Source organism: Paenibacillus sp. NFR01, assembly GCF_900111565.1.
Taxonomy (GTDB): domain Bacteria; phylum Bacillota; class Bacilli; order Paenibacillales; family Paenibacillaceae; genus Paenibacillus_AQ.
The window spans coordinates 240,838-254,387 of sequence record NZ_FOIK01000002.1 but is presented as its reverse complement, the minus strand read 5'-3'; the positions used below and the strand labels follow the sequence as shown (position 1 = coordinate 254,387).

Here is a 13,550-nt window from a genome sequence, read left to right as displayed (position 1 = left end):
TTCACACCATTTAAACAAAAAAATACACATCGTCCGGATTGAAGCCGGAAAAAAAGAAAAAAACGAAAACTTCCCGCAAATGGCTCCATATCCTGCAATTTTGTAAGCGGTTTATACTTTAGCCATCACCAGAGGCTGGTGAATGACCAGGGGGAGGAATTTAAGCGATGAAAAAACTTGGGAAAATGGGAATTGCCCTCGCCATGACAATGTCCATGGTGCTGGTAGGCGCTTGCGGCAACAACAATAACGGCGGAAACACATCGCCGAACGAAGCAAAAGGGACGAATGCGCCAGCGGCAACGGAAGCGGCGGCCGACACAGGGAATAATGGAGACACCTCGTCCGGCAAAAAAATTACGCTCGGCTTCTCGCAGGTCGGCGCGGAAAGCGGCTGGCGGAGCGCGAACACGACTTCGATTCAGGATTCTGCAAAAAAAGCAGGTTTTACGCTGAAATTCTCCGATGCGCAGCAAAAGCAGGAAAACCAGATCAAAGCGATCCGATCGTTCATTCAGCAAAAAGTGGATGTGATCGCCTTCTCGCCGGTGGTTGAATCCGGTTGGGATACGGTGCTCAAGGAAGCGAAGGATGCCGGCATTCCGGTCGTGCTGACCGATCGCGCCGTCGATTCCAAAGATACCTCGCTGTATATTACTTTCCTTGGCTCCGACTTTGTCGAAGAGGGCCGCAAAGCCGGACAATGGCTGCTGGACCAATACAAGGATACCGCGGAAGATGTGAATATCGTGGAATTGCAAGGCACCACCGGCTCCGCTCCGGCCAATGACCGCAAAGCGGGATTCGATGAAATCATCAGCGCCAACGCCCATCTAAAGGTTATTGCTTCGCAAACGGGGGATTTCACCCGCGCCAAAGGCAAGGAAGTCATGCAAGCCTTCCTGAAAGCGCATAAGGACATCGATGTGCTGTACGCCCATAATGACGATATGGCGCTGGGTGCCATTCAAGCGATTGAAGCAGCCGGGCTCAAGCCGGGGCAGGATATCAAAATTATCTCCGTCGATGCGGTGAAGGACGGTATGACCGCGGCGAGCGAAGGCAAAATCAACTTTATCGTCGAATGCAACCCGCTGCTCGGACCGCAACTGATGCAGGTTGTGCAGGATGTGGTCGACGGCAAAACGGTAGAGCCGCGCATCGTAACGGAGGAAACGACATTTACCTCCGATCAAGCCAAAGAAGCGCTTCCTAGCCGTCAATATTAATCGGCCCCCCAAACCCAAAGCCACTTCGCCGGCCGGTATTGCAACCGCCGCCGGAGTGGCTTCTGTCCAGAGAGAGGAGTGGAAGGCAAATGAGCTCTGAGAAGCCCATATTGCAAATGAAGCAGATCCATAAACGTTTCCCTGGTGTTAAAGCTTTAAGCGGCGTCGATTTCCGGCTGTTTCCGGGCGAAATCCATGCGCTGATGGGCGAAAACGGTGCGGGCAAGTCCACGCTGATCAAAGTGTTGACCGGCGTGTACTCCATCGACGAAGGGCAGGTCGAAATGAACGGCGCCCCGATTTCGGTGCACAGCCCGCTTGAATCGCAGGCGGCCGGGATCAGCACTGTGTATCAGGAGGTCAATCTTTGTCCTAACCTTACGGTGGCGGAAAATATTTTTATCGGCCGGGAGCCGCGAAAATTCGGCCGCATTCAGTGGAAGGAAATAAACAGCCGTGCGGCTTGGCTGCTCAGCGAACGCTTGAATTTGCATATTGATGTTACGCAGCCGCTGCATATGTATTCGGTGGCGGTTCAGCAGCTTGTAGCCATTGCCCGGGCACTGAATATTTCGGCCAAGGTGCTGATCCTGGACGAACCGACCTCCAGCCTGGACCGCAGCGAGGTCGCCCAGCTCTTTGGCGTTATCCGTAAACTAAAAGAGGACGGATTGGCCATTCTGTTCGTCACGCATTTTCTCGATCAGATGTACGAGGTGTCCGACCGGGTGACGATTCTGCGTAACGGCGAATTTGTCGGCGAATATATGGCAAGCGGATTGTCGCGGCTGGATCTGGTACTGAAAATGATCGGCAAGGAGCTGCATCTGCTGGAAGAGCTTCCGAGCCTGGCGGAAGAGTATAAGGAGACCATCGGCGAGGAACTGGCCGTCGCCGAGGGCTTGGGCCGCAGAGGGGCGATTGAGCCCTTTGACCTTGCGATCCGCAGGGGCGAAGTCGTTGGCCTAGCCGGACTGCTCGGCTCCGGACGGACGGAAGCGGCGCGGCTGTTCTTTGGCGCGGATAAAGCCGATTCGGGCAAACTGACGGTGAAGGGCGGCAAGGAAGGCGTCCACTCGCCCCGTGAAGCAATTGACCGGCGGATCGCCTTTTGCTCGGAGAACCGGAAAACGGAAGGCATTATCGGCGATTTGACTGTTCGTGAGAACATTATTCTTGCGCTACAGGCCACGCAGGGCTGGGCCAAAACGATCTCCCGCAAACGGCAGGAAGAGCTGGCGGAGCAATATATCCGACTTCTTCATATCAACCCGCCAAACCCCGAGCATCTAATTAAAAATTTGAGCGGCGGCAATCAGCAGAAGGTGCTGCTGGCACGTTGGCTGTTGACCGAACCCCGGCTGTTCATTCTGGATGAACCCACCAGAGGCATTGATATCGGCGCAAAGGCGGAAATTCAAAAACTGGTGTTGTCCCTATCCCGGCAGGGCATGTCGTTTCTGTTCATTTCCTCCGAGCTGGAGGAAGTGGTGCGGGTCAGCGACCGGATCGCGGTACTCCGCGATCATCGCAAAGTGAAGGAAATATCGGGCAAAGAAATGAACCAGCATGAAATCATGCAGGCCATCGCGGGAGGCTGAGCAAACATGGGGAAATGGGTAAAGCATCATTTATTCTGGCCGCTTTCCGTGCTGGCCGCGTTGCTGTTGTTTAATTTGTTCTATTCGCCGGATTTCTTCTCCATCACGATGCACGACGGCCATCTGTACGGAAGTCTGATTGACATCCTTAATTTCGGCGCGCCGCTGATTCTGGTCGCCATCGGCATGACGCTGGTCGTCGCCACCGGCGGCATCGATTTGTCCGTCGGCTCCGTCGTCGCCATCTCCGGCGCAATCGCCTGCCTCACGATCAGCAAAAGCGCCGAGCAAAATGCGTTTAGCCTTGTGCTCACGGCCATTCTGCTCTCCATCGGCTTGTCGCTGGTGCTAGGCGCATGGAACGGTCTGCTTGTCTCCCAGATCGGCATCCAGCCGATTATTGCCACCTTGATCCTGATGGTTGCCGGGCGCGGCATTGCCCAGCTCATTACCGGCGGTCAAATCATTACGATCACAAGCAAAAGCTATTCGTATATCGGGTCGGGTTCGCTGGCGACGCTGCCGTTTTCCATTTTTATTGTTGTTGCCATGTTGTCCATTGCCCTGCTGCTCACCCGAAAAACGGCGCTTGGCCTGTTCATCGAGTCGGTCGGCTGCAATCGGGTGGCAAGCCTCATGGCGGGCATCCGTTCCAAGTGGGTCATGTTATCCGTGTATATTTTCTGCGGACTTTGCGCCGGCCTTGCCGGCCTCTTGCTGAGCTCAAACGTCTCCAGCGCCGATGGCAACAACGCCGGGCTTTGGTATGAGCTCGACGCCATTCTGGCCGTTGTCATCGGCGGAACCTCCCTGAACGGAGGCCGGTTCTATATGACCGGTACGGTCGTAGGCGCGCTGATTATTCAAACCTTAACTACGACGATTTATATGATCGGCGTGCCTCCCGAAATTACGCTTGTCGTCAAGGCGGTTGTGGTGCTGGCCGTCTGCCTGATCCAATCGGAAGCTTTCCGCCAGGCGATTGCCGCCCGCTGGAGAACGCGGCATTATCCCCTACAGAAGGAGGTGACGCGCCATGTCTCTTAACCGAAAATACATTCCGATTCTTGTGACCGTTATTCTTTTCCTGGCGATGTTTGCCGCCGGCTCGTTCCGGTATACCGGGTTCTTCTCCTTGCAGGTGCTGATGAATCTGCTGGTGGATAATGCCTTCCTGCTCATAACGGCGGTAGGCATGACCTTCGTTATTCTTACCGGCGGCATTGACCTGTCGGTTGGATCGGTGATTGCGCTATCTACGATGGTGTCGGCGAGCCTCGTCGAGCAGCACGGTTGGCCCCCGGGCGTTGTCATCCCGCTGGTGCTGCTGATGGGCGCCGTCCTCGGATGCGGAATGGGCGCGATAATCCAATATTTCAAAATCCAGCCGTTCATTGTCACGTTGGCCGGAATGTTCCTGGCCCGCGGCTTGTGCTATGTGATCAGTATCGATACAATTACAATTGACAACGGTTTCTATACCTCGGTCGCGCAGACCAAAATTCCTTTGCCGGGCGGCAGCTTCATCTCCATCAGCGCAGTGATCGCGCTTGTCGTCGTTACCTTTGCGGTCTTTGTTGCAAGCTATACGCGTTTCGGACGAAATGTGTATGCGCTTGGCGGCAGCGAGCAGTCGGCGCTGCTGATGGGCCTTCCGGTCGCGAGGACCAAGATTATCGTATATACGTTCAGCGGCTTTTGCTCCGCGCTGTCCGGCGTCGTGTTCACCTTCTACATGCTTTCAGGTTATGGCCTGCACGCCGTCGGCTTTGAGCTCGACACGATTGCAGCCGTCGTCATCGGAGGCACCTTGCTCACCGGTGGAGTCGGCTACGTGGTCGGTACCTTTTTCGGTGTGCTGATCCAAGGCGTAATACAGACCATTATCAGCTTTGAAGGAACGCTCAGTTCGTGGTGGACGAAGATTGTAATTGGTCTGCTGTTGTTCGTGTTTATTCTGCTCCAGCGGCTGCTTTCGGCAAAGCGGTCTGCAATCAAACCATAGCCGAACGGAGGAACTATGGGCACATTGGCAAAATGGGGTTTGGCATTGATTCTGCTGCTTCCGGGCTGTTCCGGCGGCGGTGGCGCGACGTCCACGGCGTTGTCCGCTCCAGAATTAACAGCGCTTCCCGATGCGCTGCTGCAAGCGCCGGAGCCTGCTGATTCGCCGCCATCCAGGCCGTATGTGCTCGGTTTTTCGCAGCTCGGTTCGGAAAGCGCCTGGCGCGAGGCGAATACCGCCTCTATCGTCGAAGCCGCAAGGGAGGCCGGCATCACCCTCAGGATGAGCAATGCCGAGCAGTCCCAGAAAAAGCAGTTCGATGCCATACGTGACTTTATCCGCAGCGACGTGGATATCATTGCGATTGCCCCCGTAGTCCAGACGGGTTGGGAGCCGATTCTGCAGGAAGTCAAGCAGGCCGGCATTCCCGTCATTATTCTGGACCGTTCCGTCAACGTTCAGGATAGTTCCCTGTACATCACTTTTATCGGCTCTGACTTTTACGATGAAGGTGCAAAGGCAGCCAAATATGTACTGGATAAAATGCGTCATGTGCCGGGGACCATCCGCATCGCAGAGCTCCAGGGCACGGTCGGCTCCACGCCTTCCATTGACCGCGGCCGCGGCTTTCGGGAGACGATTAAAGATCATCCCGGTTATGTCATTACCCAGAGCCAATCCGCGAACTTCACTCAAGCAGAAGGCAAAGCGGTGATGCGGGAGTTCCTAAGTGTGGCCAAGGAAAAATGGCCCCAGGTATTGTACGCCCATAACGACGATATGGCCATCGGCGCTTTGGAAGCGATCGAGGAAGCCGGTCTGAAGCCGGGAGCCGATATTGTCATTGTATCGGTGGACGGGACACGCCGCGCCTTCGAGCAAATGATCACCGGGCGGATTAATGCCGTCGTGGAATGCAATCCGCTGCTCGGCCCGCTGCTGATGCAGGCGACCAAGGAAATTATGGCCGGCCGGACGTTGCCTAAGCGCATGGTTCCGCCGGAGGACATTTTCACTGAGGAGCTGGCCGCGGCGGAAGTGAAGCATCGCCAATATTAAAAAATGCCGGAAAGGAGGACTCCTTTGCCGGCTTTTTTCGGTTTGAATATCATTTGAACGGCTATGACGGTGAGATAGGAATATTTAGTCTGTACCTGACTATATTAAATATCTTCTATACGCGGGAAACAGGCCACCGCTTAAAATTAAATTGAATGCTATTCATTCCAGTGAACTTGAAGAGGTGGCTTATGCAAAATAGAATCCTGGTTTTCGCGAATGAGTGGACAAGCGGAAATGAACGCCTCCGTGAGACGCTGGACCTTGTACAAGAGGAATGGGCCGGCCTTTGGTTTGGTGCGGAGCAACCCCTGCCTGTTGTATACGGCCAAACAGAAGAGGCCACTGCCGGCGATCTCATCGTTGAGCTGCAGAAGAACTACAACGATTCCGACATTCTCCGGACCAAAGAAAGTTACTCGCTTGAGGTCGGTAGTCACGCCGTCATTCGCGCTGCAAGTGAACGCGGGGTGCTGTATGCCCTGCGGGCGTTATTTGCGATGCTGCGGCCGGATGGCTCGTTGCCCTACTGCCGTCTGCACGATGAACCATTGGTGCCGGAGCGGGGGGTGCATATCGATATCGGGCGGAAATATTATACGCCGGAATGGATTAAAGCGCGGATTAAGGAGATGTCGCGGCTGCGGCTGAATAAGCTGCAGCTGCATTTTTCCGAAAACGAAGGGTTTGGGCTAATGAGCGAACGGCATCTTGAAGTGATGTCCGAGCCTTATTTAACGGTAGCCGAATTGAAGGACATTCTGGAGACCGCCCAAAGATACCATGTCGACGTAATCCCCTCGCTGGACTCTCCCGGACATCTCGGACAAGCGCTCCGCAGTCATCCGGAGTGGCTGCTGAAGGATCAAGCCGGAAAGCCGGCTAAAGGCGCGCTGGATATTACCCATCCGGAGGCCCGGAGGTTCGTGCTGGAACTGATCGACGAATTTGCGGATTTATTTGCCGGAAGCACGCATTTTCATATCGGCGGGGATGAATTTATCGACTTCGGGCAGTTTGCCGCCTACCCGCAATTGGCGCGTTACGCGCAGGAGGGATTGGGCATCTTCGGCGGGAGCGGCGTCGACGCGTACATCCACTACCTGAACGGTATCGCGGAGCATCTGGAGCGCAAAGGCTTTACCGTGCGGGCCTGGAGCGACGGGTTCTACCGCGCTGACCAGACCCAACTTGTACCGCTAAAGCCTTCGATGGATATTACTTATTGGACCCAGTGGCATCCGGCCATGGCGCCGGTATCAACGTTCATCGAAATGGGCCATAAGGTGATCAATTACAATGACGCTTATTTGTACTACGTGCTCGGCGAACATGCCGGCTACACCTATCCGACGGGCGAGCGAATCCGCAGCGGCGGCTGGCATCCGGGGCTGTTTCCAAGCCGCAGCCAAAGTGGTCCGAAGGAATATCGCACGCCTTATCCATCCGCGATCCGGGGCTGCTCTTTCTCCATCTGGAGCGATGTTGCGGAGGCACAGACCGAAGAGGAAGTGGCGGACGGCATCCGGGAACCGCTGCAGGCGATGGCAGAACGGGCGTGGACGGGAGGGTTTTTCCAACCTAACTAAAGTTCGGACATGATTTCTTTAAATTGTCCACTGGTTGGGGTTATTTCCATATGTTACATTTTCCCTGCAATTCAATATGAATTTGGGGAGGCAAGTAAATGTTTAAGAACATCCGTCTTTTCTCGTTTGCTCTCGTCCTGATCCTCAGCCTGATTGTCACCGGAATACCGTCCGCAGGGGCGGCATCATCAAACGTGCGCAGCATTTTTCTATTCAAGGATGCCATGCAGTCGAACACGAATGCGCTTAAAACCTCCGGCTTCAACACCGTGCTTCTCTTCCGTATCGGCGTTTTGGCGAACGGCAATCTCGTCTATTATTCTACCGGGGGAGCCGGAGAGGCAGTCGATGTGCCGGTCGTGACGGGTGGCTCATATGTCGGAGGCACGGCGCTCGCGGACAAAATCAAGTCGTTCAAAACCGGTACCACGCAGATTACCCGGGTCGAGATTTCGCTTGTGTCGCATGACACCACGTTTCAAAATATCAAGAGCCTGATTAACGCAAACGGCACAGGGGCCACTACCGCCTTGTATAAAAACTTCAGCGCACTGAAAACGGCCTGGAATCTGGATGCCCTAAACAATGACGACGAGTCGGTGTACGATGTGTCCAGTACAGTGAGCTTCGCCAAAATGCTCGGTACGATCGGATATAAATATTCAATTGCGCCTTACACGAACATGAGCTTCTGGAACAATGTAAAAACCCAGATCAACACCGCTGTGCCCGGCCTGCTCGACCGTGTGTATGTGCAGTGTTATGACGGCGGCGCGGGCAACAATCCCGGAACCTGGCAGAACACGCTGGGGATGAAGGTGATCCCGATCCTGTGGGTGACCAACGACGCCAAACCGTCGCAAGGCCAAACGCCCGCTCAAGCCCAAACCAAATTTAATAATTGGAAAACGCAGTACGCCGTCACCGGGGGCGGATATTGGAACGATTACGACATTGAAAAAATGGGCTCGTCCTACACCGCTTATGAAGCGTTTTAACGACGGTATTCCCGTAAGTACAAGAAAAGCCGGAGAAGGGTTAGCCCTTCTCCGGCTTTTTGCGATATCTGTTTAAGGTTTTGCTGCGGCTACACGATAAGGATCAGCTTGCCGTTGCGGAAGTATAGATAAGTGTTGCCGTAGATGGCTAATTCGAGCGCGTCATTCACGCGGTCAGGTTCGCCCCAGGCAAGCAGCACTTCATTGACGGTCATTCCCGTCACAACGCGCTCCTCTTGAATGGCCTTCCACATTTTATCGCTGATCTTGAGCACGGTTTTCGGATTTTTGAAAAAGAGGTCGTCCGTGATCTCATCCTCAGGATCGGTGTTGTTGTCGATAATCAAATTTGTGAGTTCGCCGTTTGAACGGCGCACCTGCACGCGCAAAGTGCCCTGATCAGGGTCCGGGAACACGCCAACGACAGTCACCTTCTCCATATTTACAAACCGGCTGTTGCTGGCAAGTATCGTGTTGTTGACCCATGCGGACAAGCCGACATACCTGCTTTTCAGATATTGCAGGTAGCTATCCGAATACATCAAGATATCGCCGTTTGTCGGATAATCCAGCGTCCAGACCGTGCCGTCATCCTTCAGCATGGTGAATTCCACGTTGGCTCCGCCGTCATAGCTGACGCCGGTTACCCAATGATAGCCGGGAAAACCGTAGACATAGTTTTTTTTGCCGATCACTTTGGCCAAGGTTCCTTGCATCTTGCTGATGCTGGCGAGCATGGCCTGACTTTTCGTTTTGCCTTCTTCCGTCGACCAGATGAACAACGTTTCTGCCGTTGAGGCATATTTGCCGTCAAGGCTGGCGATTTTCAGCAGCGTTTTGAAGGTAACGTAATTGGAATTTTTGTAGGAGAGCGAATTGGTCGCATCCAGCTTGGCGGTTCCTTTGTCACCGGTCAACACGATGCCCGCGGTGGTATTGACGGTAATGCCCGGAATTTGGGCAGCCAGCTTCACCGGCACATAAGTGCTTCCGTTCGCGGCCATCGATTTCACGGGCGAGATGAGCAGAGTACCGTCCACAAAAGTGGCGAGCTCCGTGTACACAGGCGCTTGGGCGGCTTTGGCCTGCCCGGTGCCTACCGGCGCTACGGCTCCAATCAGGAGCAGCACGGCCGTCAGCAATAAAACGAGTGTCTTTTTCATGCGGTAATTCCCCCAGTGGTTAATTTGCTGTTTTGACATGATTTAGCAGCGATTAGCAGCTTATAAAGATTTGACAGGATATGAGGAAAATCCTGCTATTTTGCAAAAAAAAGATCGTATGGTGCATCCGCTTTGTCGCAGCCCGTCCCTATTTCCCGCGTACAGGCACTTCCGGGCATTAGCCCACATACAATAATAAGGACCGTGAACCCGCAGTTCCCACTGCTGACCGGTTTTATTGTACACGTGCGGGAGGTGTCGCCAAGTTGCCGGGAATTTTTAGCACCATAGCCTTGCTTATCAAAGAACTGACCCTGCTGGTCTCTTATGTCAGAAACAATGCATTTCCGCAACCGCTCTCCGAACAGGAGGAAAGCAAATATTTGGGGATGATGGCCGAGGGAGACGCCAAGGCCCGGAATCTTCTGATCGAACATAATCTGCGGCTGGTAGCCCATATTGTCAAAAAATTCGACAACACCGGCGAAGACATGGAGGACCTCATCTCCATCGGCACGATCGGGCTGATCAAGGCGATCGAGAGCTACCGCCCGAATAAAGGGACAAAGCTCGCCACCTTCGCCGCCCGCTGCATCGAGAACGAAATACTTATGCACCTGCGGAGCCTAAAAAAGACGCGCAAGGACGTATCTCTGCATGATCCGATTGGAACCGATAAAGAAGGCAATGAAATCACACTCATCGATATTCTGGGTTCGGAAACCGACGATGTGATTAAAGAAGTGGATTTGAAGATCGAGAAGAGCAAGATCTATCGCAACCTGGACATTCTCGACGACCGGGAAAAAGAGGTGGTGGTCGGCCGTTTCGGCCTCGACACCGGAGGGGAGGAGCGCACGCAGCGGGAAATCGCCAAGGAGCTGGGGATTTCGCGAAGTTACGTGTCAAGGATCGAGAAGCGGGCGCTCATGAAGCTGTATCATGAGTTTTATAAGGCGAAGCGGTAAACCCCGACCTCATCAAAACTAGAAGCTTCTTAATAACCAATGGATACAAAAAGGCGACGTATCTTCGGAGACGCCGCCTTTTTTGCATTAAGAGCAATTAAGCCCTGATCATCGGACTTCATCGCATGGGACAGATGCTTTGGGTTGTTTATGACTTCCGCACGGGTCTGATATATTTCCAAAACCGCTCCGGATCATGATAAAAGTAAATAATTCTACCGGGGGAAGTATCAAAGCAGTAACCGGTGTCTGCAAAATCAAAAGTTGCCATTTCCTTCTCTACTTGTTCCTCCACGCTGCGATTTTCCTGCTCATAATCGAATGGCCCATGTTCAAAGACAATATACTCGGCTTCGGGAACATCAATCATAAGCATTTGTGGAGGGATATCGCCTTTATAATCAAAAGGAAGACGTACACCATAACACTCTGTACGTGGAATTCCCCAATCACAGAGTCTGCCGTCGGGGTCGTTAATGTACGCCATAATCTGACCGCTGCTGCTGTTGGATTCGCTTCCGCCATCATCATCCAATTTGCCCTTGATACTATCGAGCAAGCCGCAAATGGTTTCGCAGTCCTGTCCCGGAATAAGGCTTTGCTTTTGCCAAAAATCCCAATACCCGTTACTCTCATAGTTTTTAATGTGCAAAAATTTGTGTGCGGGAACGGTTACAAAATAAATTTTAACCTCATCTGCAGATTTCATCATACCCATCTCTCCAAATCCGAAAAAGTAGCGGTCGAAAGGGTTGATTTTTGTACGAAGGACGACAGGCATAGGCTTTTTTCGGTATTCATTTGGAGCTACGCCATATGTTCCCTTGAAAGCGCGCGTAAAGGCTTCATGCGATGAAAAGCCGTAGTCAAAAGCAATATCAATAATGCTTCTTTCACCATCCCGCACATCTTTCAGCGCAAAGGCCAACTTTCTATGCCGCATATAATCCCTAAACGGCATCCCCGATACTTCCTTGAATTTTCTCGTGGTATGGAATTCGGAATAGCCCAATTTGCGGGAAAGAAACCTAAGCGTTATGGCTTCACAGTTATGCAGTTTAATGCATTCGTCAATTTCATCTACGATGATTTGAATTTGCTTTTGCCATTCGTACATTCGTCCGTTCACCTCGATTCAACCACCCTATCGTCATTATGAGGCAATGGGGATCGCGCAACTTGATTTTACTTGCTCATTCACTTTAATTATAGCGATTGACCTGTCGTTCAAGTCAATGTCGGAATGAAGCTGTATCCTCAGAAGCCTCAATTTAGGATAGGCATTAGGCTTGGAAATGGATAATGTTACGAGAAAATGCCGTTCTGATGCGCTTATTAGTCGAATTTTTCATAGAAATGTTAACTGCCCAATGCTACCATAGATGAAAAATAAACTGGCTGCGGGAGCTGTTATATGGGTGGTTTCTCAGTTCACGACATGATGCATTATTCGCTTTATTCTTTTGCGGAGCATAGTCCGGATCCGATTTATATTCTGGGCACGGATAAAAGAGTGATCTACGCCAATTCGGTTTTTGAGGAGCTGTACGGCTGGACATCTGAAGAACTGAAGCAGCTTGATTTCCCGCATGTCCCTCCGGAGCTTCGAGAAGAGCTTGCCCAGATGTACGAGTTCATCGATCAGGGACGGCGGTTGTTTGCACTGGATACTATTCGGGTCAAAAGAAACGGAGAACTCATCAGCGTCAAGATAACAATTTCTCCGGTTAAAAACTCGAACGGATGCATCACGGCTTACGTATGCGTGCTGAGAGACGTGACCGAGCTTAAGTTCTCGGAGTTGAAGTATTATAAATTATTTAATGAGGCGAACGATCCTATTTTTATCTACGAACAGGGCCCGGACGGAAAACCGTCAAGGTTCTTGGACGTGAATGAAGCAGCTTGCCGGATGTTGGGGTATTCGCGCCAGGAAATGCTGGACCAAACGCCTTATTCCATTGCAGCAGAATCATTGCAGACCGAAGTGGACCGGATGTTCAATTGCATTCTAGAAGGGGACGGAATGTTTGTCGAATGGATTCAGGTCACGAAGGATGGTAAGCAGATTCCCGTGGAAATTAGCGCCAAATCGTTTATGCTAAATGGCCGGAAAATGGTGATATCGATTACCCGCGATATGACCGAACGCAAAAAAACCGATGAGTATCTCCGGTATACGGAGAATATCTCCATGATCGGCGAGCTGTCCGCAGGCATTGCCCACGAAATCCGCAACCCGTTGACCAGTATCCGGGGGTTTGTGCAACTGCTTTTTGCAGAGTCCGACAGGGGCAGAGAGTTTTATCAGGTCCTGGTGTCGGAGGTGGATCGGATCAATTCGATTATCGGCGAGCTGCTCTTGCTGGGCAAAGAAGCTCCTTCCAATTGGTCGGAATGTAATTTGGTTCAGCTGCTGAGGCAAGTAGTCGTGCTGCTGAGCGCCCAGGCGCATCTGACGGACAACGAAATTGTCATGCATACCGACATCGACAGCCTGATGCTTAAAGGGGCGGCCAACAAGCTGAAGCAGGTGTTCATCAATATTCTTAAAAATGCGATTGAAGCCAGCCCGGGCGGAGCGGAAATTAACGTGGAACTATACCGTGAAGAGGATACGGCATGGATTCGAATCCGCGATGTCGGACAAGGCATACCCGTAGAGAGCATGAACCTTATCGGCTCGCCTTTCTTTACCACCAAATCGGGAGGACACGGGCTTGGGGTTATGATTAGCCAAAAGATCATCCATAACCACAAGGGGAACCTCCTGTTTAGACCGAACAAGCCGACGGGAACGATTGTTGAGATTACGCTGCCTGTGGTTTGAAAAAATACGTCATACATAAGCCGGCTTAACAATAGCTCTGAGAAGCTCCTGATGTTGGAGATTTCTCGGAGCTTTTTTGCGTAAAGCAGCAAAACGACATCAGATTTA

At 52.3% G+C, this 13,550-nt stretch carries 11 protein-coding genes; 9 read left to right on the top strand and 2 right to left on the bottom strand.

All coding sequences use genetic code 11. The features are described 5' to 3' along the window. Positions 1 to 167: 167 nt before the first annotated feature. From BMW84_RS12365 to BMW84_RS12335, 7 genes are all read left to right on the top strand, one after another. Positions 168 to 1,229: an ABC transporter substrate-binding protein gene (locus BMW84_RS12365; protein ID WP_091068754.1), complete on the top strand. Its 1,062-nt coding sequence runs from the start codon at positions 168 to 170 to the stop codon at positions 1,227 to 1,229. 89 nt (positions 1,230 to 1,318) lie between these two features. Further along, positions 1,319 to 2,830, top strand: a complete 1,512-nt coding sequence (locus BMW84_RS12360; RefSeq protein WP_091068752.1) for a sugar ABC transporter ATP-binding protein — start codon at positions 1,319 to 1,321, stop codon at positions 2,828 to 2,830. Positions 2,831 to 2,836: 6 nt separating this feature from the next. Beyond that, positions 2,837 to 3,877, top strand: coding sequence for an ABC transporter permease (locus BMW84_RS12355; RefSeq protein ID WP_091068749.1), 1,041 nt, complete (start codon positions 2,837 to 2,839; stop codon positions 3,875 to 3,877). Further along, positions 3,867 to 4,835: a galactofuranose ABC transporter, permease protein YjfF gene (gene yjfF, locus BMW84_RS12350; protein WP_091068747.1), complete on the top strand. Its 969-nt coding sequence runs from the start codon at positions 3,867 to 3,869 to the stop codon at positions 4,833 to 4,835. The genes BMW84_RS12355 and yjfF overlap by 11 nt, the downstream gene beginning before the upstream one ends. Before the next feature lie 15 nt (positions 4,836 to 4,850). Next, positions 4,851 to 5,894, top strand: a complete 1,044-nt coding sequence (locus tag BMW84_RS12345) for an ABC transporter substrate-binding protein (protein WP_091068744.1) — start codon at positions 4,851 to 4,853, stop codon at positions 5,892 to 5,894. A 191-nt stretch (positions 5,895 to 6,085) separates the two neighbouring features. Beyond that, entirely contained in the window at positions 6,086 to 7,483 is a 1,398-nt protein-coding gene (locus BMW84_RS12340) for a beta-N-acetylhexosaminidase (protein WP_175498791.1), read from the top strand. A gap of 98 nt (positions 7,484 to 7,581) precedes the next feature. Continuing rightward, a complete protein-coding gene (locus BMW84_RS12335; protein ID WP_091068739.1) occupies positions 7,582 to 8,481 on the top strand; it encodes a hypothetical protein in 900 nt (299 codons plus the stop codon). Between the two features lie 89 nt (positions 8,482 to 8,570). Here the strand turns inward: BMW84_RS12335 and BMW84_RS12330 are convergent, their stop codons facing one another. Next, positions 8,571 to 9,644, bottom strand: a complete 1,074-nt coding sequence (locus tag BMW84_RS12330; protein WP_091068735.1) for a hypothetical protein — start codon at positions 9,642 to 9,644, stop codon at positions 8,571 to 8,573. 266 nt (positions 9,645 to 9,910) lie between these two features. Here BMW84_RS12330 and sigK point away from each other — a divergent pair, with 266 nt between their 5' ends. Then, on the top strand, positions 9,911 to 10,612 hold the full coding sequence (gene sigK, locus BMW84_RS12325; protein WP_091068733.1) for an RNA polymerase sporulation sigma factor SigK: 702 nt from the start codon (positions 9,911 to 9,913) through the stop codon (positions 10,610 to 10,612). A gap of 148 nt (positions 10,613 to 10,760) precedes the next feature. Here sigK and BMW84_RS12320 read toward each other — a convergent pair whose 3' ends face one another. Further along, complete coding sequence (locus tag BMW84_RS12320; RefSeq protein WP_091068730.1) at positions 10,761 to 11,729, bottom strand: helix-turn-helix transcriptional regulator; 969 nt, start codon at positions 11,727 to 11,729, stop codon at positions 10,761 to 10,763. 297 nt (positions 11,730 to 12,026) lie between these two features. Here BMW84_RS12320 and BMW84_RS12315 point away from each other — a divergent pair, with 297 nt between their 5' ends. Next, positions 12,027 to 13,442: a PAS domain S-box protein gene (locus BMW84_RS12315; protein WP_091068727.1), complete on the top strand. Its 1,416-nt coding sequence runs from the start codon at positions 12,027 to 12,029 to the stop codon at positions 13,440 to 13,442. Positions 13,443 to 13,550: the final 108 nt, after the last annotated feature.

Coding starts and splice junctions, on each gene's coding strand:
- BMW84_RS12315 (WP_091068727.1), top strand. CDS start 12,027: ATGGGTGGTTTCTCAGTTCACGACATGATGCATTATTCGCTTTATTCT.
- BMW84_RS12345 (WP_091068744.1), top strand. CDS start 4,851: ATGGGCACATTGGCAAAATGGGGTTTGGCATTGATTCTGCTGCTTCCG.
- BMW84_RS12330 (WP_091068735.1), bottom strand. CDS start 9,644: ATGAAAAAGACACTCGTTTTATTGCTGACGGCCGTGCTGCTCCTGATT.
- yjfF (WP_091068747.1), top strand. CDS start 3,867: ATGTCTCTTAACCGAAAATACATTCCGATTCTTGTGACCGTTATTCTT.
- BMW84_RS12335 (WP_091068739.1), top strand. CDS start 7,582: ATGTTTAAGAACATCCGTCTTTTCTCGTTTGCTCTCGTCCTGATCCTC.
- BMW84_RS12355 (WP_091068749.1), top strand. CDS start 2,837: ATGGGGAAATGGGTAAAGCATCATTTATTCTGGCCGCTTTCCGTGCTG.
- BMW84_RS12360 (WP_091068752.1), top strand. CDS start 1,319: ATGAGCTCTGAGAAGCCCATATTGCAAATGAAGCAGATCCATAAACGT.
- BMW84_RS12365 (WP_091068754.1), top strand. CDS start 168: ATGAAAAAACTTGGGAAAATGGGAATTGCCCTCGCCATGACAATGTCC.
- BMW84_RS12340 (WP_175498791.1), top strand. CDS start 6,086: ATGCAAAATAGAATCCTGGTTTTCGCGAATGAGTGGACAAGCGGAAAT.
- BMW84_RS12320 (WP_091068730.1), bottom strand. CDS start 11,729: ATGTACGAATGGCAAAAGCAAATTCAAATCATCGTAGATGAAATTGAC.